The organism is Photobacterium panuliri (assembly GCF_059920555.1).
The window spans coordinates 631619-653397 of sequence record NZ_CP197192.1 but is presented as its reverse complement, the minus strand read 5'-3'; the positions used below and the strand labels follow the sequence as shown (position 1 = coordinate 653397).

At 55.6% G+C, this 21779-nt stretch carries 18 protein-coding genes; 8 read left to right on the top strand and 10 right to left on the bottom strand.

From position 1 onward, the window contains the following. Positions 1–41: 41 nt before the first annotated feature. From ACSF8X_RS03235 to ACSF8X_RS03200, 8 genes are read right to left on the bottom strand one after another with little or no spacing between them, the layout of a single operon-like run. Positions 42–470, bottom strand: coding sequence for a flagellar FliJ family protein (locus ACSF8X_RS03235; protein ID WP_047878407.1), 429 nt, complete (start codon positions 468–470; stop codon positions 42–44). Then, positions 470–1813 carry a flagellar protein export ATPase FliI gene (fliI, locus tag ACSF8X_RS03230; protein ID WP_500850687.1) on the bottom strand — a complete coding sequence of 448 codons (1344 nt, stop codon included), beginning with the start codon at positions 1811–1813 and terminating at the stop codon, positions 470–472. Before fliI ends, ACSF8X_RS03235 begins: the two co-directional genes overlap by 1 nt. Beyond that, positions 1806–2510, bottom strand: coding sequence for a flagellar assembly protein FliH (gene fliH / locus ACSF8X_RS03225; RefSeq protein ID WP_047878408.1), 705 nt, complete (start codon positions 2508–2510; stop codon positions 1806–1808). Before fliH ends, fliI begins: the two co-directional genes overlap by 8 nt. Continuing rightward, complete coding sequence (fliG, locus tag ACSF8X_RS03220) at positions 2510–3517, bottom strand: flagellar motor switch protein FliG (RefSeq protein WP_047878409.1); 1008 nt, start codon at positions 3515–3517, stop codon at positions 2510–2512. The genes fliH and fliG overlap by 1 nt, the downstream gene beginning before the upstream one ends. Beyond that, on the bottom strand, positions 3504–5228 hold the full coding sequence (gene fliF, locus ACSF8X_RS03215) for a flagellar basal-body MS-ring/collar protein FliF (RefSeq protein ID WP_500851136.1): 1725 nt from the start codon (positions 5226–5228) through the stop codon (positions 3504–3506). The genes fliG and fliF overlap by 14 nt, the downstream gene beginning before the upstream one ends. A 20-nt stretch (positions 5229–5248) precedes the next feature. Next, positions 5249–5593 carry a flagellar hook-basal body complex protein FliE gene (gene fliE, locus ACSF8X_RS03210; protein WP_047878410.1) on the bottom strand — a complete coding sequence of 115 codons (345 nt, stop codon included), beginning with the start codon at positions 5591–5593 and terminating at the stop codon, positions 5249–5251. 27 nt (positions 5594–5620) lie between these two features. After that, positions 5621–7012, bottom strand: coding sequence for a sigma 54-interacting transcriptional regulator (locus ACSF8X_RS03205; protein WP_500850686.1), 1392 nt, complete (start codon positions 7010–7012; stop codon positions 5621–5623). A gap of 11 nt (positions 7013–7023) precedes the next feature. Further along, positions 7024–7866: an OmpA family protein gene (locus tag ACSF8X_RS03200; RefSeq protein ID WP_047878411.1), complete on the bottom strand. Its 843-nt coding sequence runs from the start codon at positions 7864–7866 to the stop codon at positions 7024–7026. A 644-nt stretch (positions 7867–8510) separates the two neighbouring features. On the opposite strand from ACSF8X_RS03200, the gene ACSF8X_RS03195 reads away from it, so the two are divergent. Genes ACSF8X_RS03195 through flhA form a run of 7 tightly spaced genes read left to right on the top strand, consistent with a single transcriptional unit; the run spans position 8511 to position 14833 of the window. After that, complete coding sequence (locus ACSF8X_RS03195; protein WP_047878412.1) at positions 8511–9416, top strand: flagellar motor switch protein FliM; 906 nt, start codon at positions 8511–8513, stop codon at positions 9414–9416. Between the two features lie 8 nt (positions 9417–9424). Continuing rightward, positions 9425–9784, top strand: a complete 360-nt coding sequence (gene fliN / locus ACSF8X_RS03190) for a flagellar motor switch protein FliN (RefSeq protein WP_047878413.1) — start codon at positions 9425–9427, stop codon at positions 9782–9784. Continuing rightward, positions 9781–10515, top strand: a complete 735-nt coding sequence (gene fliP, locus ACSF8X_RS03185; RefSeq protein WP_047878414.1) for a flagellar type III secretion system pore protein FliP — start codon at positions 9781–9783, stop codon at positions 10513–10515. The genes fliN and fliP overlap by 4 nt, the downstream gene beginning before the upstream one ends. Positions 10516–10536: 21 nt before the next feature. Beyond that, entirely contained in the window at positions 10537–10806 is a 270-nt protein-coding gene (locus ACSF8X_RS03180; protein WP_047878415.1) for a flagellar biosynthetic protein FliQ, read from the top strand. A 2-nt stretch (positions 10807–10808) separates the two neighbouring features. Further along, positions 10809–11585 carry a flagellar biosynthetic protein FliR gene (gene fliR, locus ACSF8X_RS03175; RefSeq protein WP_500850685.1) on the top strand — a complete coding sequence of 259 codons (777 nt, stop codon included), beginning with the start codon at positions 10809–10811 and terminating at the stop codon, positions 11583–11585. Then, on the top strand, positions 11585–12712 hold the full coding sequence (gene flhB / locus ACSF8X_RS03170) for a flagellar biosynthesis protein FlhB (protein ID WP_047878417.1): 1128 nt from the start codon (positions 11585–11587) through the stop codon (positions 12710–12712). Before fliR ends, flhB begins: the two co-directional genes overlap by 1 nt. Before the next feature lie 18 nt (positions 12713–12730). Further along, complete coding sequence (flhA, locus tag ACSF8X_RS03165; protein WP_047878418.1) at positions 12731–14833, top strand: flagellar biosynthesis protein FlhA; 2103 nt, start codon at positions 12731–12733, stop codon at positions 14831–14833. A 102-nt stretch (positions 14834–14935) separates the two neighbouring features. Here flhA and ACSF8X_RS03160 read toward each other — a convergent pair whose 3' ends face one another. Next, entirely contained in the window at positions 14936–18412 is a 3477-nt protein-coding gene (locus ACSF8X_RS03160; RefSeq protein ID WP_500850684.1) for a PAS domain-containing hybrid sensor histidine kinase/response regulator, read from the bottom strand. A 141-nt stretch (positions 18413–18553) separates the two neighbouring features. After that, positions 18554–19720 carry a 3-phenylpropionate MFS transporter gene (locus ACSF8X_RS03155; protein ID WP_047878420.1) on the bottom strand — a complete coding sequence of 389 codons (1167 nt, stop codon included), beginning with the start codon at positions 19718–19720 and terminating at the stop codon, positions 18554–18556. 234 nt (positions 19721–19954) lie between these two features. On the opposite strand from ACSF8X_RS03155, the gene ACSF8X_RS03150 reads away from it, so the two are divergent. Further along, positions 19955–21760: a DUF294 nucleotidyltransferase-like domain-containing protein gene (locus ACSF8X_RS03150; RefSeq protein ID WP_500850683.1), complete on the top strand. Its 1806-nt coding sequence runs from the start codon at positions 19955–19957 to the stop codon at positions 21758–21760. The last annotated feature ends 19 nt before the right edge of the window (positions 21761–21779 follow it).

Sequence of the window (21779 nt, the reverse complement as noted above, 5' to 3'; positions counted from 1 at the left end):
ACGACACCACAAACCGTTCGCAATAGACCGCTCATGAATCGCTAGCGGCGGCGCATAAAGCGCTGCATAGCCAGCTCATCCAACATTTTCTGCTCCTGCTTGTCACGACGGGACTGCAATGCCGACTCCCGCTTGGTGATCAGACTTTCACCCATCTTGACCTGACGGTGCTGGTTGACAAGCCGAGTACTGACACTGCGCATCTCCACTTCCGTCAACGCCATTTCCTGACGTTGAAGCTTCACCAAGTTATCGACCTGATGGCGGAAACGCCCGATCCCCTTGAGCAACAATGCCGAGGTCTCCACGCCATGACCCAAGGAGTACTGCCCCGGCAGACTCTCAAGCAATTCAAGGCGTTGCTGGTGAGCATTGTATTGCTGCTGCAACTGGCCCTGATTCTGCTTGAGCTCGTCGAACTTGCCTTCCTGCTGACGCTGCCAGGTTTGAAGTACCGCTAACCGACGCATCAGAACTGTCCTCCAGACAACTGCAACAACTGCATTTGACTATCTTCCAGCGTCACCTTCTCGTTCATCTTCTGTTGCAGGAACTGACAAATCATCGGATAACTCTGAACGGCCAAATCCAATTGGTGATCCTGCCCCGGATGGTAACCACCGAGCGAAATCAAATCCTGAACCTGACGGTAACGGCTGTAAAGCTGCTTGACCCGCTGTGCCTGAGACAACTGCTCAGGGCTCACCACCTGCGGCATTGCACGGCTGATCGACTGCTCGATATCTATCGCCGGGTAGTGCCCCTGCTCGGCAAGCTCTCGGTTCAGAACGATATGGCCATCGAGGATAGCTCGTGCGGCATCGGCAATCGGATCTTGCTGATCATCACCTTCTGACAGAACGGTATAAAAAGCCGTGATCGATCCCCGCTCGGTCGCACCATTACCGGCCCGCTCCACCAACTGCGGCAGCAAGCTGAACACCGAAGGCGGATAGCCCTTGGTTGCCGGCGGCTCGCCGACGGCCAACGCGATCTCACGCTGGGCCTGCGCATAGCGGGTCAGCGAATCCATCAAAAGCAGCACGTCATGACCCTGATCGCGGAAATACTCGGCGATCCGGTGACACAGTACCGATGCGCGTAAACGCATCAATGGCGGATCATCGGCCGGGGAGGCAATGACCACGGCATGCTTCATGCCTTCTTCGCCCAATGAGTGCTCGATGAACTCTCGAACCTCACGACCACGCTCGCCAATCAGCCCCACCACGGTAATTTCAGCCGTCGTGTTGCGGGTCATCATGCCCAGAAGGACACTCTTACCCACACCCGAACCGGCAAACAGACCCATACGCTGGCCCTTGCCAACACTGAGCATGCCGTTGATGGCACGGACACCAACATCAAGCTGACGTGAAATCGGCAGACGCTTGAGCGGGTTGATAGACTCGCCCTGCAAGTTGATCCGGTGCTCTTGGGTAAAAGCACCTTTTTCGTCCAGCGGCTCGCCAAGGCCATTGAATACCCGGCCCAGCATACCGTAGCCGACGCTGATCTTGCTGTCGCCATGCAGCGGCAGCACGCGGCTACCCGGGCGCAACCCCGTTGCATGTCGAATAGGCATCAGTACCGAAGCGTTGCGGTCAAAACCCACCACCTCAGCTTCGATATAGTCGCCCTGATCCGTTTCCACCATGCAACGCTGCCCGGTGGACAGGCGGCATCCCACCGCCTCCATCGTCAGACCAGCCATCCTCACCAGACGCCCGTAGGTGCGGGCCACCGGCACATCTGGCACCCGATCCATGGCCATACTCAGTTTGGTGGCAAGTTCTTCGGATAAATTACGCATCAGCTAACAAAGTATCCTTTACCACATCCATACACGCAGCCAATCGCTCTTCGCTGTCAGCCAATGCTTCAGAGTCACTGGTCACGACACGGCAACTACCGATAGCCAGGGTATCATCGGCAATCAGGTTCCACGCCGCCACCTGCTCAGGTACCAACTCGGTCAGACGCTGACTGTCCTGCGGATTCAAATAGACCTTGAGATCCGGCTTGTGGTCGGGCAACTGAGCGAGGGTTTCCTCAATCAGGTTCACCAGCTGGCTCGGCTGCAATGCCAATTCGGCACGAATCACCTGGCGCGCGACTTTCATCACCAAATCACACAGCATTTCGCTCTGTTGCTGAACATGCTGATGGAAGGCCAGCTGGATCTGCTCCATAAGCTGGTTGGTCGACTGCACCACGCCTGCCACTTGCTGGCTGGCTTGCTGCATACCTTCCTGCCGGCCTTGCTGGCGGCCCTGCTCGAGCCCCTGAACCTGACCGGACTGAAGCCCTTGGTTCATGCCGTCCTGATAGCCTTGCTCATGGCCTTTTTGCAGGCCATCTTGGAAACCGTTATTGAATTCGTCCTGGTAGGAGCCACCCTCATCACCAAACAGGTCATCGTCAGGCGCATCAACCAACGGCGGGTAGTGGTAGTTGCGAAAACCACCCAATCCCGGAGTAATTACCGTCACGGACTGATCTTTTCTCATTATTCCACCACCGGTTCACTGAACAGCTGCAGCTCGACCTCACCCTGCTCAGCAAGCTGGCGCAGCAACTGCACCAACTGATCTCGGGCTTCCTCGACGGCGCTGATACGTACTCGTCCCTTACCTTCAATGGCTTCGCGCAAGTATTGCGCGGCACGTTTAGGCATAGTGGCAAAGATACGGTCAAGCAGCTCGGCATCTGCCCCCTTGAGCGCAGTCGCCAGCATGTCCTGATCGGCTTCGGTCACCAGACGGTCCAAGGTCTCTTCGCTCTGGCGAAGCAGCAGGCTAAAGTTGTACATCTTGGCTTCTAGCTTGCTCACCAGCTCTGGGTCCAGCGTACGCAAACCGTTAAGCACGGCCTCGCTACGGCGGCCCTCAAGACGGTTGATGATTTCGGTCGCCTTCTGGGTACCGTCGATCATGGTACTGTTCTGTTGGCCGACCTGAGCAAGGAACTTCTCGAGAAGCACCTGCACCTCATAAATCATGTCCGGGTGAATCTCGTTGAGGTTCGCCAGTCGGTACAGCAAATCATCGAGCCCTTCGGATGGCAGCAAGCCCAACAGCTTGGTCGCCACTTCAGGATCCAGATAGGCCAAAAACACGGCCTGCATCTGCGGGTGCTCACCGGCGATCAGTTCTGCTAGCTTGTTCGGCTCCAGCCACTGCAGACGCTGCAAGTTATGCTTGAGCGAATCACCATAGATCGAGTCCAGCAACGGCTGGGACAATGACTGCCCCAGCGCCTTGTTCAGGGTGCGCTCCAGATAATTGCGCGATGCCCCGGAGATCCCCGATTCAGTCCGAAAATCCTCAAAGAAACGGCGGAATACCGCTTCTGCCTGATCTTTCTTGACCGCCGGGATCCCCGCCATTGCAATTGACAACTGGCGTACCTGCTCGCGCTCCAGCTGCTGCAGCACATTCGCTGCAGCATCTTCGCCCATGCTAAGCAGCAAAATAGCTGCCTGTTCAATGTCCGATTTAATCTCAGTTGTCTGCATCTTTCGGTGTGATCCATTGTTTTACAACATGCGCAACGCGCTCGGGTTCTTTCTCTGACAGCATCTGCAAGTAAGAAGACTGTACTTCCAAGCCAGTCTCAGGACTTGGCAGATCCGCCAAAATGCTCTCTCGTTCCACCACCGGGCTCATGGAAATCGTTCCAGCTTCCACGGCTTTCGCAACCACCTCTTCGGCGCTGATCTTGGCCTTGCTCTTACCTTCGCCGTCGGTTTCGCTTTCCAGCGCATCGGCATCCTTACCGTCCTTGGCGGCCGGCAGCGTCTTGCTGTTGGCTGCTTTGGCCAGTGGCTGCGCTTCAGTGTTGTTGCCCTTTAGCAGGCGCATCAACGGACGGACTACGACCAGCAGGATCACCAATGCCACGATCGCCGATAGCAGATAACGCAGGTACTCTAGCCAAATTGGCTGCAGCCACCATTCCGGATTGGCATCAATCGCGGCATTATCCGCTTTGCTGAACGGGAACACGTTAATGCTGATGCTGTCACCACGATCAGCCGTCAGGCCCAGCGCGTTACCCAACATCACCTTGATATCGTCAAGCTGCTGCGGCGTGTAGCTGTCAGCCTTGCCGTTAATCACCACCGATACACTCAGTCGCTCCATCGCACCTTGCTGGTACTTAACATGCTTGAGAGTACGATCGACCAAATAATCACGCGATGACTCACCGCGCTCGTTTTGCATATTCGGATCTTTTTCCTCGTCCTCTTCCGGCGGACGGTTACTCAATGCCCCAGGAACACCTTTGGCATCTTTACCCACTTTGCGGTCATAAGACGAGAACTCAGAGCGCACTACGCCTTCTGGGGCATAGCTTTCTACTGTCGATTCAGTACGGTCAAAGTTAATTTCAGCCGCGACTTCTACTCGGAAATTATCCAGACCCACCATCGGCTGCAGCATCTTAGCGGCACGGTCAATGTAGGTTTGCTCAAGGTTGTCACGGTATTTCAGATAAGCGGCATTGGCCTGTCCACCGTGTCCCTGCCCTTCCTGCGACGACAGCAAGTTACCATGCTGGTCAATCACATTGACGCGATCCGGCGGCAGGTCAGTCACACTGCCTGAAACCAAGTTGACGATCGCAGCCACCTGATGCGGTTCCAAATGCTTGCCCGGCAACAGAGAAATCACCACCGATGCTGAGGCCTGCTCTTTATCGCGGCGAACAAACAACGTCTGCTTGGGAATAGCAAGATGCACCCGGACATTACCCACTGCATCAATCGCCATAATGCTGCGGGCCAACTCGCCTTCCAGACCGTGGCGGTAACGGGCATTTTCGATAAACTGACTGGTGCCTAGGCTGGCATCCAGCGCCAGAATTTCAAGACCAGTCGGCAACTGGGCCTTTACCCCAGCAGCTGCCAACGCCATACGCGCCTTGCCAACCGAACTGCGCTCGACCATCACCTGGCCCTGCTGCGGTTCGATGTAATAATCCATGCCGTTTTCTTCAAGCACGGCAATAACCTGTGCCCGGTCAAACTGCTCATGCTCGCCATACAATGGCCGGTACTGGCTGTTACTCTGCCACAGGGCAATCACGACAACCGCGGTTACAATCGCGGCAACCAATACCAATACCATCAGGTTACGCAAGGCCGGAGAGCGCGCGGCCATCCCCGTGTTGCCCATGCCTGTGCTACCCATGCTGGCCAATTTACCTAGCCGCTGCTTAATCATTTCTGCCACCGAACAGCCCCTTAAACCGGCATTCGCATAACGTCGTCATAAGCTGTCAGCAGCTTATTACGCACTTGTACCATTGCAGAAAAAGACAGGCTTGCTGTCTGACTGGCAACCATCGCACCGACAAGATCATCGCTCTGTCCCAGATCAACCGCAGTCATCTTGGCAGAAGCCTGCTGGCCCTTCTGATCCACATCCTTAACCATATCAGTAATGATCTTGCCAAAATCGACCTGCTTATCCGCACCGGCAGATAAAGGGTTAGCCGCAATCTGCAGCGGTTCTGCAAACTGAATCTGTGCCTGGATTTCGCTCATCTGGCTCAGCGGTAGCTGCATGTTCATGATTTTGTCTTGCATTATTCGGTCTCAGTTCTCAATGTGGGCTTAGTTGATCAGGGTTTGCTCGGCCGTACCGTCGGTACCTGCCAGCAATTTTTCTATATCCACCCCCTGCTCGCGCATGGTTTGGATCTTGTAGCGAAGCGCACGAGTGGTCACGCCCAACTCCTGCGCCGTTTTGTTTCTATGGCCATTAAACCGCTTCAAGGTCGCGATGATCGTCTCAAATTCGGCCTGCTTGCGGCTTTGCTGCAAGTTCAGGGGTTGCGTCTCTTCATCGACATTGCCCAGCACGGCCATCGGCTGAGATGCCGTAGCCATCATGGCTGGCAGCATCAGCTCTTCCTCACGAATCAAACAGCCCCGGCTCATCACCAGGGCGCGTTGTACTACGTTATCTAGCTCGCGGACGTTTCCGGGCCATTGGTATTCACGCAATCGCTGCTTGGCAGCCTCGGTGAACATGCTCGTCCCCTGAGGCTGATGGCACTTCAGCAAGTGCTTGGCCAGCGGCACAATATCTTCAGGGCGCTCACGCAGAGGCGGGCAGGTCAGTGGAAAAACATTGAGACGGTAATACAGATCCGTTCTAAAACGTCCCTCCGCTACCGCGCTTTCCAAGTTTTGGTTGGTCGCTGCCAGCACCCGAATATTGAGTTTGATCTTCTGGTGGCTGCCCAGACGCTCCACTTCACGCTCTTGCAATACCCGCAGCAGCTTAGTCTGCAGCGTCATCGGCAACTCGCCGATCTCGTCGAGGAACAAAGTACCGTTATTGGCCATTTCCAGCTTGCCGGCATTGGCACTCACTGCGCCGGTAAATGCCCCCTTGCTGTGACCGAACAAAATCGATTCGATCATCGTTTCGGGAATAGCTGCACAGTTTATTGCAACAAACGGGCCATTTTCGCGAGCTGAAGAACGATGAATGAACTGGGCAAGCACCTCTTTGCCGGTGCCGCTCTCGCCGTTAATCAACACAGAGGCATCGGTCTGAGCGACCCGTTGGGCTAACTGGAACAACTGACGACTCTGCTCTGACTCCGCAACCACTTGAGATGATTGCGTTTTCATGACGGCCATACGTTGCAAAAGCTGATTCAAGTGATGGGCTTCAAACGGCAACAGCAGGTAATCCATCGCACCTTTTTTCAGGGCGCGAGTCACCTGCGCCGCCTGATGAACTTCCGACAGAACAACGACAGCACTGCGGCAATCCTGCCAATGCAGCTGCTGGATAATTTCAGCAGCTTCGACACCCTCGCCGAAAATTGCCGGGATCAGCACCATATCCCATTGCTGCTCGGCAACCTTTGCCAAACACTCAGGTAGGCTAGTCACCCACTCAATGTTCAAATCTGCTGCAATCGATGACGCCAACACCTGCTCCAACGCCTCATGGCGAGGATGGAACAGCAGAATGCTCTTTTGCCACATAGCTTGTGCCCCTACTGTTGTACGACCCGGACTCTAATCCGCCCCTTGTCTGCTGGCTGACCCTTCTCCTTAGGGTAGCGTCCACCATGGACCCGGACGCTGATCAGCTTCGGCGAAACGCCTCTCTCGATCAGTAATGATGCCAGTTCATCCGCAATCTCTTTTGACTGACGCAACTTGATACTGTTGCGAGCGTTACTGTTCATGTAACCGTCAACCAAGACCTTTTTGATGTTGCCTTTGGCTTCGATATAACGGGCAATGCCGTCCAATCGCATCAGGTCAAGCTCTGACAACTTGGTAGAATAAGGGGACAAGAAGAAGGTATTGTCCCTGACTTGGCTAAAGCCCATCGGCAACAAACGGTTCTGGCAAGCAAGAAACTCATCTGATGCACGGGTAAAGCGCACATTGCTGACCTCGATATTGGCCGCACCGCTAGCGACACTGATCGCCACATTGAGCCAATGACCCTGCATTAACTGCTCAAACATCGGGGCAGCATTATTGATCACCATTTTGCTGGTAATCCCGGAAACAATTGCCGATCCCACCCCTTCGAGCTCGAAGGGGGCGAAGTTTTCCCAAGCCGGCGGCATCACATGCAATGCAATGAAATACGTATCTTGCTTAACGCGATTACTGCTAAGTTGGAAAGACAACGGTTTGCCAGCTTGCAAATTAAATGACAGAGTACCAAAGCCCTGAACAGGCTGGCTCAACGTACATTCAGTTGCGCTACCGGTAAATGTCCATGTACTGTCTTCTAGGCTATTGTGCCATTTAACCAACGTTGCTTGAGACGCAACTGAATATAGCAATAGAAAACATGCCAGTACCGCCTGGATATACATCAACCACACCCACTTACAAATATAAGTTAGCCACTAAAGAAATCGGGAAAAATACGTCATCGTCCAAGATAAATTTTTCACGCCGTTATTATAAAAAACTTTAATGCATACACCTTCTAGGAAGCCATTCCATTATGGCATTCTTGAGGTGCATTTTGGCATGGTATTAATATAATAATATCCATACCAAAGAGAAATAGTGCACTATGAGAAAACACTATAGGTCAAGTGTCAACTGCCAATAAATCCTCAACGCGAATTTATTGACGCCATATTTTTGACGCGCTAGGGATAGGGCAATAATTACTCTTCGTGGAAAAATCACTAATAAGAGTGAAACTATTTTCATTACCACAATACCAGAGTAATATAATAAGGTAATTGGTTTTGGTGCCGCTAATTCCAATTAATAATATACTAAATTACATGGCTACTCGATAGTGGTTATTTTTTGACCGTATTGAGTATAAAAATTACAGCGATTTTAATCTTGGGCAAAAGATCAATTTTTTTTGCCACATTAATTAGTAAATATCTCTGCTTTAATTATAATCACCCATCCGCGCCGTGACCTTGAATGTCTTTAGGAATAAAGCCAGTCAGGTATTAAACCAAAAACCACTAGTAGAATAACTGTCACGATAATGAAGCTAACCCATAAGAGCAAAGTTATTGCCAGCCCTGACCAAGCCGACATCCGTGATTTCGACTTGGCGAGCCCAGAGCATCGAATTGGCGCCCTACAGTCGATCATAGATAACATCGGCAAGCAGTTTGAGCGCTTGGCACGACATGCCTTCCATAACCTGCTTCGCCAAAAGACAGATTTCAAACTGGTCCAGCAAGACACCTTGAAATTGCAGGAGTACCTCCAGCAATTGAAGAAGCCTTCAGTGTACCGTGAGTTCATGGTGACGCCGCACGACCTGCATGGCACCATTGCCATCGAAGGTGAGCTGCTGTTCTACATGGTTGATCTGTTTTTTGGAGGCAACGGCCGCTCAAGTGCCCGCCACCAAGAATTCAGTGACACCGAGCTTCGCTTGGTTGAACGCTTCTTTACAACATTGCTCCACCAGTTCTCAACCAGCTGGCACAGCATCACCGACTGGAACAGCCAGCTTCAGGCCAAAAACACCCTGAACCTGTTCAGTCCGATCCAGAACAACCAGCTGTACCAGGTATGTCGCTTCAATATTGAAATCGGCAACCAAAAATCTGGCTGGCTGGAAATTTCACTGCCTTTTGCCGGATTGGACTTCCTTCGCGATCAGCAGTGTCAGACCGCTGACATCGATACCGATCCTGAGCTACAGGCGCGTATCCAGCAGAAAATCTGTCAGGCACCAGTCCGACTACACTCGACCTTGGCCGAGCGTCGCTTGAACTTGGGACAGGTCATGGATCTCCGCCCGGGTGACGTCATCCCGGTAGAGCTTCCGGAGCAGGTAACGGTTCGAGCTGGCAGTACCCCGCTTTTCAAGGCCCGGGTTGCCGAAAACAACGCGAGCCTCGTTTTGCAGATCCAACACATTATTAACCCATCCTAGGTAGACCCATGTCTGAAAATATTGATGATTTGAAAATTGACCTTGATGATATCGATCTTGGTACCCTAGAGCAGAACATGCCTTCCGAGGCCAATGGCCGTTCCGCCCAAGACATGAGCTTTATCCGCAATATCCCAGTGAACCTGACGTTGGAAGTTGCAAGCACCGAACTGATGGTGGGCGATCTGATGAATGTTGGTCTGGGCACCGTTATCGAGCTCGACAAGCTGAGCGGTGAACCGATGGATGTTAAAGTCAACGGCACACTGCTGGGCCATGCCGAGGTTGTTATCGTCAACAACAAGTACGGCCTGCGCCTGATTGACGTTGTCGACGAAGGCGACATGCTCAAAGGGCTAGCCAAGTGAAACAATGGCGTCCTTTGCTAGCCGTTGGCCTTTTGCTCTTGTGCCAGCCGGTGCTGGCACAGGACATCCCGCTGCTCAGTATGAGTGGTCCAGGCGGCCAAGAAGAAGTCAGCATCAAGCTGCAGGTTTTCCTGCTAATGACGGCGCTGGCTTTCTTGCCTGCCATGTTGCTGATGGTAACCAGCTTTACCCGTATCATCATCGTACTGGGTATTCTGCGCCAAGCCCTTGGTCTGCAGCAGAGCCCACCGAACAAAGTTCTGATCGGCATTGCGCTGACCCTGACCCTGTTTATCATGCGTCCGGTGATCAATACCATCTACCAAGATGCCGTCGTGCCTTTCCAAGCAGGCAAAATCACCCTGCAAGAAGCAGCCAATGCCGCAACGCCACCGCTCAAGACATTCATGCTTCAACAAACGCGTGAAACTGACCTTGAGCAGATCCTGCGAATTGCCAACGAACCAACACCGGATAACTATGACCAGCTCGACTTTCTGCTGCTCATGCCGGCCTTTATGTTGAGCGAGCTCAAAACGGCATTCCAGATCGGCTTCATGCTGTTTATCCCGTTCCTCATTATCGATATTGTGGTCGCCAGCGTACTGATGGCAATGGGTATGATGATGCTATCACCACTGATTATCTCGCTGCCGTTCAAGCTGATGATCTTCGTTCTGGTTGATGGCTGGGCAATGACAGTCGGTACCCTTAGCGCCAGTTTTGGCTGATCCAATCCGGAGCAGAACACCATGGGTTCAGAATTTGTAGCGACATTTTTTGGTGATGCCCTGCTGATCATTGTCAGCATGGTATCGGTCCTTATCGTACCGAGCCTACTTGTGGGTCTGGTTGTCAGCGTATTCCAGGCCGCCACCCAGATTAACGAACAAACCCTGAGCTTCCTCCCGAGGCTGCTGATCACCCTTGCCATGCTCGGTTTTGCCGGCCCGTGGCTACTGCGTACCTTGAGCGACCTGTTTACCCGGCTGTTTCTCAATATCCCACACCTTATCGGCTGACCATGTTCGATTTCACCGCAGCTGAATTTACCGCCTGGCTCGGCCAAATCTGGTGGCCGTTCGTTCGTCTGGGCAGTGCCCTGATGGCGATGCCGATCATCGGTGGCAGCAGTATGCCGGTCCAGATCCGGATCGGGCTGGCGATGCTCATCAGCATCATCGCGGCACCATTGATGCCTGCAATGCCACAGGTCGATCCCCTCTCAGCCCAAGCGATAATTTATGCCGGCCAACAGGTGCTGATCGGCGTCCTTCTCGGCTTACAGCTCGAATTGCTGTTCGCCGTCTTCACCACTATGGGCCAGATTCTATCCATGCAGATGGGTCTGGGCATGGCGATGATGAACGACCCGGTCAATGGGGTCAGTGTTCCGGCGATGGGTAAATACTACCAGCTCTATACGTTCATGTTGTTCCTGTCGCTGGACGGGCATCTGGTCGCGCTGGAAATTTTCGTCCGCAGTTTCGATGTCTGGCCGGTCGGCACGTTCATGAGTCAGGCAGCGCTGCAAACCCTTGCGCTGCGCTTTACCTGGATGATGGCTGCCGCCTTGCTGCTGGCATTGCCGGCCGTCACTGCCATGCTGCTGGTCAACGGGGCGTTCGGTATGATGAACCGCGCCGCGCCGCAGCTCAACGTCTTTGCCCTCGGTTTCCCGATGACCATGCTGCTCGGCTTGGTGTGCCTGTTGATTTCCAACTCCGGAATACCGGAAAACTTCGTTCAACTGTGTAGCGAAACGCTTGAGCTGATGCGCTACCTAGAAGGAGGCGTCTGATGAGTGAGAGCAGTAGTCAGGACAAAACGGAACAGCCCAGTCAACAGAAAATCCGCAAGGCGCGGGAGGAAGGTAACCTCCCCCGTTCCCGCGAATTGGTCACGGCACTCCTGATCCTAGGCAGTGCCCTGCTTATCGGGGCGTTCTCCCGCGAGTTGGCCAGTATGTCCGTCTCCGTCAGCGAGCTCAATCTCTCGCTGGACCGCGAGGCAGCCTTCGATCCGGCCATGATGCTGGTTCACCTCGGCACCAGCGGTATCATCATGCTCAAGGCGATTGTCCCGATGCTGGCCCTGATGATGGCTATCTCTGTCTTGGGCAATGTGATTCGCGGCGGCTGGAACCTGTCTGGCAAGGCAGCACAACCGAAAATGTCGAAGCTCAACCCAATCAGCGGGATCAAGCGAATGTTCTCGGCCAAGTCGATGGTGGAGCTGATCAAGAGTATCCTCAAGGTCACCTTGATTGCCGGTACCCTGTACCAGCTGATCGACAGCAACCTCGATAAGATGATGGCGCTCCACCGCCTTCCGCTCAACAGTGCCATCGCCCAAAGTGTCGATATTCTGCTGTCCGGCCTGCTCAGCTTCGGCATTGCATTGCTGGTGATTGCGATATTGGAAATGCCCTATTCAAGCTGGGATTACACCAAACAGCTCAAGATGACCAAGCAGGAAGCCAAAGAGGAACACAAGAACACTGATGGTAACCCGGAAATCAAAGGCCGGATCCGCCAGTTGCAACGCCAAATGGCCCAGCGCAGGATGGTCAATACCGTCCCCCAGGCCGACGTAGTGATCACTAACCCGACCCATTACGCCGTGGCTCTGAAATACGATTTAACCAAAGCGAAGGCCCCCTATGTCATCGCCAAGGCTCTGGATCATAGCGCTCTGCAAATGCAGGGCATCGCCCGCCAGCATGAGATACCAGTGGTAGAGGTACCTCCACTGACGCGGGCCGTGTACTACTCCACCAACGAGTGGCAGGAAATCCCTGCCCCCTTGTATGTGGCTGTTGCCCATATCCTGACCTTCGTGTTCCAGATGGAGCAATACCGCAAGGGCAGGCAACCAAGCAAACCTGAGTTCCCAAGGATTTCAATTCCTCGGGAACTGCGCCGTTAACGGACATAAACTGAGACTATGAAACAAAAACTAGCCCCTGTTTTCAAGGCTCTGGCCAAAGGGCAGCTCGGGATCCCGCTGCTGCTGATGACCATCCTTGCCATGGTGATGCTGCCTATCCCGCCGATGGTGCTGGATATGCTGTTCACCTTCAACATCGTGCTCGCGCTACTGGTGATGCTGGTCAGTGTCTACAGCCGCAAGCCGCTGGATTTCTCGGTATTTCCTAGCATCTTGCTGGTTGCTACCTTGCTCCGACTGGCACTGAACGTCGCCTCGACCCGTGTGGTACTGCTTGAAGGCCACCTCGGCGGCGATGCCGCCGGTAAGGTAATCCAGGCCTTCGGTGACGTGGTGATCGGCGGTAACTACGTAGTTGGTGCCGTGGTGTTCGTCATCCTGATGATCATTAACTTCGTGGTGGTCACCAAAGGTGGTGAGCGTATTTCCGAAGTAAGCGCGCGCTTTACCCTCGATGCGATGCCGGGCAAGCAGATGGCTATCGATGCCGACCTCAACGCCGGGATCATCGATCACCTTGCTGCCAAGACACGCCGTGAAGAAGTCGCCAAGGAAGCGGACTTCTACGGTTCAATGGACGGTGCGTCCAAGTTCGTCCGCGGCGATGCCGTGGCCGGTATGCTGATCCTGTTCATCAACATCATCGGCGGTATCAGCATTGGTGTGTTCCAGCATGGCCTGACCTTCGGCGATGCCTTCCAGACCTACGCCCTGCTGACTATCGGTGACGGCCTGGTTGCCCAGATTCCATCACTGCTACTTGCAACATCCGCGGCGATTATCGTGACCCGTGTTGCTGACAGCGACAACCTATCGGACCAAATCTCTAGACAGGTGCTGGCTTCGCCAACCGTCTTGTTCGTGGTTTCAGGCATCATGCTGGTACTCGGCCTGATCCCGGGCATGCCGCACATGGCCTTCCTGTGCTTCAGTGCCGTGGTCGGTTTCGCCGGTTGGCGGATGCATACCTTCCAAGAGCCCGAGGTCAACAACGAAGATCTGTTACGCGCAGAGGAAATCGTTGAGCAAAACGTCCAGCCGGAAACCAAAGAGCTGGTCGTCAGCGACATCCCTTTTGTCCACGCCATGAACCTGAGTGTCGGCTACCGCTTGGTCAGCCTTATTGACCGCCAGCAAGGTGCCGAGCTGCTAAACCGTCTACTGGGTATCCGAAAGACCCTGACCGAACAACGTGGTTTTGTGATCCCGCATATTCATATTCGTGATGATCTCGCCCTTGATGCCTGCCAGTACCAGATTATGGTACGCGGCGCCGTCGCGGTTTCCGCCGATGTCGAAATCGACAAGCTGCTGGCTATCAACCCGGGCCAGGTCTACGGTGAGGTCAACGGTATCATCACCAAGGATCCGGCCTACGGGATGGATGCGGTCTGGATATCGCCAAACGACAAAGACAAAGCCGTCAACCTCGGCTATACCGTGGTTGACCACGCAACGATTATCTCGACCCATGTCAGCAAGGTGATCAACGACCATATCGAAGACATTCTCGGCCCTGACGAGGTCAACGGTATCCTTGAGCGACTCAACTCGCTCAATGGCAAGCTCTCTGACGATCTTCAGCAGAAGCTGACCAACCAGCAACTGCTGCGGGTATTCCGCCAGCTAACCGTTGACGGCGTGCCGCTGACCGATATGGTGACCATTGCTAACTCGCTGGTCGAATCGGCCGAGCTGACCAAAGATCCAATCCTGCTGGCCGCCGATGTGCGCTGCGTACTGCGCCGGGTGATCCTCAACAACCTGGTCGGAGCCCGATTGGACATTCCGGCCCTGACCCTGTCGGCCGAACTGGAAAACATCCTGCTCGGAGCCCTGAGCCAGGCCCAGTCCGGTGGCCATGTCCAGCTTGACGGCTTTACCCTCGAGCCGGGGGTTATCGAAAAACTCCAGCGCAGCCTGCCCGAAGCGCTCGACAACATGCGCCTCAACGGTTATCCGGCACTGCTTCTGGTTATGCCTCAGCTACGCCCGCTGCTGGCTCGCTATGCCCGGATCTGTGCCCGCGGCCTTCATGTGCTGTCGTTCAACGAGATCCCCGACAACCGCAGTATCTCGGTCGTCGGCCACCTCGGCTAACTCGCCCTGAAAAACACAAGGCCCGGCAAATGCCGGGCCTTGTTATATCAATGGCTCCCCATAAAGCAGCCCTTCGCCGAAGGCAGCTCGGCCAAATGTCTGCTACACCTGCCGAGTTGGAACCTGCCTGTTCAGCAACGCCCTTAGCTTAAGCGGCTTGACCGGCTTGCTGATAAAGGTAAAGCCGTGGCCCTCGATTGTCTCGCGCGTCAACGTCGTCCGGTCGGCGCTGATCACCACCCCGCGAAATATCGGCCCCAACCGCAAACTGCACTGCTGAAGCACTTGCAACCCGGTCTGGCAATTAGCCAGATGGTAATCGGTCAGCACCACCTCAGGCTGCCAGCCATCGTCAAGCCGGGCCATCGCATCCGCAACCGTTTCTGCCAGCCGGATCTCACATCCCCAACGCGACAGCAAGGTCTCCATCCCGATCAGAATATCCGGCTCGTTATCAACGCACAGAACCTTCAGGCCAGCCAGCGGTGCAATCTTCGGGGCCAGCTCCTGTGATGGCGCGGCAACATCGGACAAACAACCACACCGGACCAACAACGAGAACACCGTGCCCTGCCCCGGCCATGATCGCAGCGACAATGGATGGTCCAGCACCCGGCTGATGCCACGGGCAATCGCCAGCCCGAGCCCCAACCCGTGCTCAGCGGTACTCTGCTCAATCCGGGTGAACTCCTCAAAAATATGCGCCTGTTTCTCTTCAGGGATCCCCGGACCGTTGTCCCACACCTCGATCTGCAGCCGCTGCCCACGCCGACGAGTCCCCAGCACCACCCGACCACGCGGATTATAGCGGAACGCGTTGGTCAGGAAGTTTTGCAATGCGCGCCGCAACAACTTGGGATCGGACTCAATCACCGCCTTGCTGGCCACAACCTCAAACTGGATCCCCTGCGATTTCGCCAAGGCACCAAATTCGGCACTCAAGGTATCGAAAACCTCACTGAGCCGAAAAGGACGTACATTAACCGATAGCTTGCCGGCCTCAAGGCGCGACACATCAAGCAAGTCTCCGATCAAATCTTCCGCCGCGCCGAGCGCACTTTCGATATGGCGGGAGAGTGTCGCCGCCTCGCCGTCCACCGCCACCTCGGCCAACGACGACGAGAACAGCCGCGCCGCATTGAGAGGCTGCATCAGATCATGGCTGACCGCGGCCAGAAAACGCCCCTTCGACTGTGCCTGACGCTCCGCCTGCTGGGTGGCCGACACCAGTTGCCGGTTGAGGCGCTCCAGCTCGCTGGTACGCTGGCGCACTCGCTCTTCCAAGGTTTCATTGGCTTCCTTGAGTGCCTGCTCCGCATTGCGGAACTCGGTTATGTCCGTAAAACTCATTACAAATCCGCCGCCGGGCATCGGGTTGCCCTGCACTTCAATAACCTGCCCATCGGCACGGATCCGCGAGGAGGTATGGGCTGTTCCCCGCTTGAGGTGCTCCACCCGCTTGGCAACATGCGCTTCGGGATCGCCAGGCCCACAGAGCCCAAGCTGGGCATTGTGGCGGATCACCTCGGCAATCGGCCTGCCGACCTGAATCAACCCCGCAGGGAAGGTAAACTGCTCAAGGTAGCGCTGGTTCCACGCCACCAGCCTCAACTGCTTGTCGACAACCGCAATGCCCTGATTAATATGCTCTATCGCCCCTTGTAACAACCCCCGGCTAAAATCAAACAGCTCGGAAGCCTCATCAACAATGGTGGCGACTTCCTCGAGCTGCATCTTCCGTCCCTGCAGGGCCGAGGTCAGCACCAACCGTGCCGACGAAGCCCCGAACACCCCGGCAAGCACCCGCTCGGTATGGCGGATCAAGCCCGCCGGAGCCTGCATCTGCGGCTGGATCAGCACCTGATGCTGCTCGCTGTAGTGCTGGAAGGCGAAGCGAACCCGCTTGCGCCCGACAAAACGGGCCGCCAGCATTTCCAGCTCGGCAACCGTCACCCGGGTCTGGTACAGGCTGGCATCACCGTTTTCCGGTAACGGCGCCCCAACAAACGATGCAGCCTGAAGCCGTTCGGTGAGGGTCGAACGGGTCAACAGCGACACCCCGACAAACAGGGCAAGGTTAACCACCAGACTAAGCAGCATCCCCCAATCCACCATCGACAGACCAGCAAGGCCGGGCAGGCGTGGCGGCATCAGCAGCCACAGCAGGATGTTGCTCTGCGACGTCCCCGCCAGCATGTCAGTCTGGCCCATCATGGTCACCACCCAGATCGCAATACCGCCCAGCAACCCCGCGTAAACACCGTTTCTGTTCCCTTCGCGCCAATAAATCCCCCCCAGCAAGGCAGGGGCGAACTGGGCAATGGCCGCAAATGACAACCAGCCGATCGCCGACAGCGAGGGAATGTCGCCGAGAATACGATAGACCCCCCATGCCGCCAGCAGCAACAACAGGATCAGGCCGCGCCGTACATTGAGCAAAATACCGGAGAATGCCTGAAAGTTACGTCCGGTGACTTTCAGGCGGCGCAACAACAACGGCAGCACCAAATCATTGGAAACCATAATCGCCAAGGCGATAGTCGAAACAATCACCATGCCGCTGGCAGCCGATGTACCGCCGACAAAAGCCAGCAAGGCGATGCCATCCGCCCCCTGCATCAACGGCAGGTTGATCACATAGGTATCCGGCGAGATCGCAGGCAACCAAATCTGCCCGGCCAATGCCAACGGAATCACAAAGATCCCCATCAGCACCAAGTAGCCAGGAAATATCCAACGGGCTCGGTGGAGATCCTGCGCCCGCTCATTTTCCACCACAGTGGTATGGAACTGACGCGGGAGGCAGATAATTGCCGCCATCGTGAACAAGGTATGGATCAGCAAGCTACCGAAATCTGGGGTATCCCATACCAGCAGATCTATCGCGGTTTGACCAAGCAGCGGGACATCGAGCAACAGGCCGACCGCAAAAAAACCAACGACCAAGAAGGCCGCCAGCTTCACCAAGGACTCAAAAGCCACCGCCATCATCATCCCGCGGTGGTGTTCGGTGGCATCGATATGCCGGGTCCCAAACAACACCGTAAATAGCGCCAATGCCAAGGTGACAACCCAAGCGATATCGACCGGCCCGCCGCTTGCGGCGGATCCCGCAGGGGACAGCAGTTTTTCCCCCAATGCAGGGGCAACCTGTTCAAGCCCGAGCGTGATCCCCCGTAGCTGAAGGGCGATATAAGGCAGAATCCCGATGACCGCAATCAGGGTCACCCAGACCGCCAGCCACTGCGACTTGCCGTAACGGGCAGCGATAAAATCGGCAATAGAGGTGATGTGCTCGCGTTTGGCTATGAGGATCAGGCGGGCAATAATCCGCCACCCCAGCGTAAAGACCAGGATCGGGGCAAGGTAGATAGGAAGGAAGGACCAGACATCGCGGCTTGCTTGGCCGACAGTGCCATAAAAGGTCCATGAGGTGCAGTAAACCGCAATGGACAAGCTGTAGATCCATGGCCGCCAGCGGGCCAGCCACTGCTTATGGCGGTCGCCATACCACGCAACCCCAAATAATAGGCCGAGATAGGCCAATGTCACGGGCACGACAAGCCATCCTTGTGCCATATATGCCATCCTTAGCAAATTGGTAACACGTTATTGATGTGACCCAGTGTAACCAAACCCCGGGCCACGACCAATCAGCAGGATCACAATTCTTCTTGTCAGCAACCCGTAACAAGGGGAGCCAGCAGCAGGAAAGGTCTGTTAGCGATTCACCTCGGCAACCGCCTGCGGTGCGCGCTCAATCTTCATAAACAGCGCAGGGATCCCCATCACCGCCATCAGCCAGAAAATATCACCGCCCCACAACTCGAACAGCCAGCCGCTCAGTGCGGTCATCAATGCCATAAAGGCCCCCATCGGCAAGGCGTTGTAAAGTGCCTGCAAGGCCACCATCTTGCTGTTGTCCGCCTGCTGGATATAGCGGATTGTCGCCAAGTGCGCCGCGGCAAACGTCACCCCATGCAGGGCCTGAACCGCAACCAGGATCGGCAGCTCAATCATGCTTGCCGTCATCCCCCAGCGAACCAGAACACCGACAGCCGCGAGACGGAACATCGCCATTACGCTCCACCCAGCAAACAACCGCTGGCTCAACGCAAACACGGCTACCTCAGCCACCACCGAGAAGCTCCACAGGTAACCAATCACATCTTCGCTGTAGCCCGCGCCCTTCCAGTAAATAGTACTGAAGCTGTAGTACGCAGCATGGCTTCCCTGCAGCAGGGCGATAATAGTCAAAAAGCGCAGTACCTTGGGATCCCGCATCAGGTGCAGCAAAGCCGGGCGGGGCTGGCTATGGCTGTCCGCATCGGATACCGGTACCACTTGTGGCTGGCGCATTGACAGCAACAAGGCCGCCATCAAACCGGCCAGAGCCACCCAAGGGATAACCGCAGGGCTGTAAGCCTTGGCCAAGACGCCCACCACGGTCGAACCGGCAATAAACGCAATCGACCCCCACAAACGGGTACGGCCATAGTCAAGATGCCCTTCCTTGGCATAGTAATTGGCCAGCGCATCGGAGAGCGGCACTATCGGGCCGACCATCATGTTATAGATGACCGTCATCGCCACCAGTGCCCATAGGCTGCCGCCACAGTAGATATAACCGATACAGCTAAGCAACGCCGCAAAACCGAAACCGCGCAGCGCCGGGATCAGGTGCTCAACCTTGTGGATCCGCGGTGTAAGTACCAAGTTAGCCATACAGCGAACGCCAAAGCCCAGACCGAGCAGCAAGCCGATGTCCGCAGGGCTGACCCCAAGATGGCTGAGCCACAGAGCCCAGAAAGGAAGATAGACACCATAATTGAAGAAAAAGCCGACCAGATACTGTGCGGTCCAGCCGAAGGGGCTACTACGAAACATGCCATGTCCTATTGGTAGAGTAGATGCAGGGGAAATATACCGACAGGCCTCCGGCCCACGGCGGGGCTATTATGCCTATTACCGCCCCGCCTCCCAACGAAATTATCAACCACGGTTCTTTCCCCTTTTATAGTGGGGCTAGACTAAAGTCGTCTGTCTTTTTCTTTCGAAGAAGCAGACACTGCAAGGAGTACCGCTATCCCCATACGCTAGCAGCTAGCAAGGAGTGCCGCCATGACCGAGCGCTTTGATACCAGCCATCCCCCGTTCAACCGGCTTAGCAATAGCCAACGGAAACAGCTGGTAGGCGCCCTTGATGTCGCCTACTTCCGCCACGGAGAAACCCTTATAGAAGCCGGAGAGCATTGCGAGGCGCTGTATATCATTATCAAAGGCAGTGTCGAGGAAAGCAGCCCCTCTCCTGCCGGCAGCAATGAAATCTATGCCCACTACACCAGCGATGACCTGTTCGATGTCCGAGCCCAACTGGAGGGCACCAGCCGCCACCGCTATGTCGCTATCGAGGATACCCTCTGCTACCTGCTTCCGCGCCAGCTGTTCGTCGAGCTCTACCGTGGCAACCATCAGTTTGCCGCCTACTTCGACACCAGTCTGGCACGCCGACAACAGCTGCTGGAACATGCCCAGCAGCAACAGAATCTTGCCGAATTCATCCTCACTAGGATCGATAACGGCAACCTCCAGCCATGCCTGATCCTCGCGCAAACATGCAGCCTCCAGGCCGCAACCGAGCAGCTTCACCAACAGAAAATGGATTCTGCCCTGGTCACGCTGGACAACGGCATCGGGATCGTGACCCGAACCAACCTGCTCCATGCCGTCATGCTTGATGGCCTGCCCCACCACACAGAGGTTGGGGAGGTCGCCACCACCCCGGTCGTCAGCGTCTCCAAGGGCGACTATCTATTCAATGCCATGCTGGCAATGACCCGCCACAAGATAAAGCGGGTGGCCGTCATGGCGGGGGACGACTTGGCCGGAATGCTGAGCCTAACCCAAATTCTCAGCCTGTTCTCGACCCACTCCCACGTCCTGACCCTGCGCATCGCCCGCGCCACCACCGTCGACGAGCTGGCGGTGGCTGCCAGCAGCCAGCAGAGGCTGGTCGCGACCTTGTTCAATAACGGTATCCACACCCGGTTCGTGATGGAGCTGATCGCCGCGCTCAATGAACAAATCATCGAAAAAGCCTTTCAGCTCGTGGTCCCGCAGCCGCTCCACGCTCATTCCTGCCTCGTCGTCATGGGATCGGAGGGGCGAGGCGAGCAAATCCTCAAGACCGACCAAGACAACGCATTGATCCTCGAAGATGGCATCGACTGGCCGGCATTACCGCAGGTGATGGCAACACTCACCCAGACCCTGCAACAGCTGGGCTACCCGCTGTGCCCCGGGCAGGTCATGGTCAACAATCCGAAATGGGTCAAGTCCCAGTCCCAATGGCTAGACACCTTGGACGCCCTGATCCGTCGCGGTGACGGCAACGCAATGATGGAACTGGCCATCCTCGCCGACAGCCATGCCGTGGCAGGTAACCGTTCGCTGCTCCCCCCCCTGCATGAACGCCTCAACCTGCATATGGCCGAACACGAATTGCTGCTTTCCGCCTTTACCCGACCCGCCCTGCATTTCCAGTTGCCGCTGTCTCTGTTCGGCAACCTCAAGGCCGGCAAGCAGGGGCTGGATATCAAGCAGGGCGGCATGTTCCCCATTATCCACGGGATCAGGGCGCTGTCCCTCGAGTACGGGGTGGCGGTGACCAATACCTTCAGCCGTATTGAACAGCTCGCCGAACGCAAGGTGCTGGAGCCCCAAACCGCGTCCAACCTCGCCGAATCCCTCAAACTATTCATCAAGCTCCGGTTACGCCAACAGCTGGAACAGGACGCTGGCGGCATGCTCCAGCACCTCCGGCTAGAACAGATCAGCCGGGCCGAGCGCGACCTGCTCCGCCATAGCCTGCATGTGGTCAAGAAGTTCAAGCAATGGCTCGGCTACCACTACCAGATCCGGGATTGAACCGGCAACCGCGAGGCCT

Coding starts and splice junctions, on each gene's coding strand:
- ACSF8X_RS03150 (WP_500850683.1), top strand. CDS start 19,955: ATGACCGAGCGCTTTGATACCAGCCATCCCCCGTTCAACCGGCTTAGC.
- flhB (WP_047878417.1), top strand. CDS start 11,585: ATGAGTGAGAGCAGTAGTCAGGACAAAACGGAACAGCCCAGTCAACAG.
- ACSF8X_RS03200 (WP_047878411.1), bottom strand. CDS start 7,866: ATGTATATCCAGGCGGTACTGGCATGTTTTCTATTGCTATATTCAGTT.
- ACSF8X_RS03160 (WP_500850684.1), bottom strand. CDS start 18,412: ATGGCACAAGGATGGCTTGTCGTGCCCGTGACATTGGCCTATCTCGGC.
- fliF (WP_500851136.1), bottom strand. CDS start 5,228: ATGATTAAGCAGCGGCTAGGTAAATTGGCCAGCATGGGTAGCACAGGC.
- ACSF8X_RS03180 (WP_047878415.1), top strand. CDS start 10,537: ATGGGTTCAGAATTTGTAGCGACATTTTTTGGTGATGCCCTGCTGATC.
- ACSF8X_RS03235 (WP_047878407.1), bottom strand. CDS start 470: ATGCGTCGGTTAGCGGTACTTCAAACCTGGCAGCGTCAGCAGGAAGGC.
- fliE (WP_047878410.1), bottom strand. CDS start 5,593: ATGCAAGACAAAATCATGAACATGCAGCTACCGCTGAGCCAGATGAGC.
- fliH (WP_047878408.1), bottom strand. CDS start 2,510: ATGAGAAAAGATCAGTCCGTGACGGTAATTACTCCGGGATTGGGTGGT.
- flhA (WP_047878418.1), top strand. CDS start 12,731: ATGAAACAAAAACTAGCCCCTGTTTTCAAGGCTCTGGCCAAAGGGCAG.
- fliI (WP_500850687.1), bottom strand. CDS start 1,813: ATGCGTAATTTATCCGAAGAACTTGCCACCAAACTGAGTATGGCCATG.
- ACSF8X_RS03195 (WP_047878412.1), top strand. CDS start 8,511: ATGAAGCTAACCCATAAGAGCAAAGTTATTGCCAGCCCTGACCAAGCC.
- fliG (WP_047878409.1), bottom strand. CDS start 3,517: ATGCAGACAACTGAGATTAAATCGGACATTGAACAGGCAGCTATTTTG.
- fliR (WP_500850685.1), top strand. CDS start 10,809: ATGTTCGATTTCACCGCAGCTGAATTTACCGCCTGGCTCGGCCAAATC.
- ACSF8X_RS03205 (WP_500850686.1), bottom strand. CDS start 7,012: ATGTGGCAAAAGAGCATTCTGCTGTTCCATCCTCGCCATGAGGCGTTG.
- ACSF8X_RS03155 (WP_047878420.1), bottom strand. CDS start 19,720: ATGTTTCGTAGTAGCCCCTTCGGCTGGACCGCACAGTATCTGGTCGGC.
- fliN (WP_047878413.1), top strand. CDS start 9,425: ATGTCTGAAAATATTGATGATTTGAAAATTGACCTTGATGATATCGAT.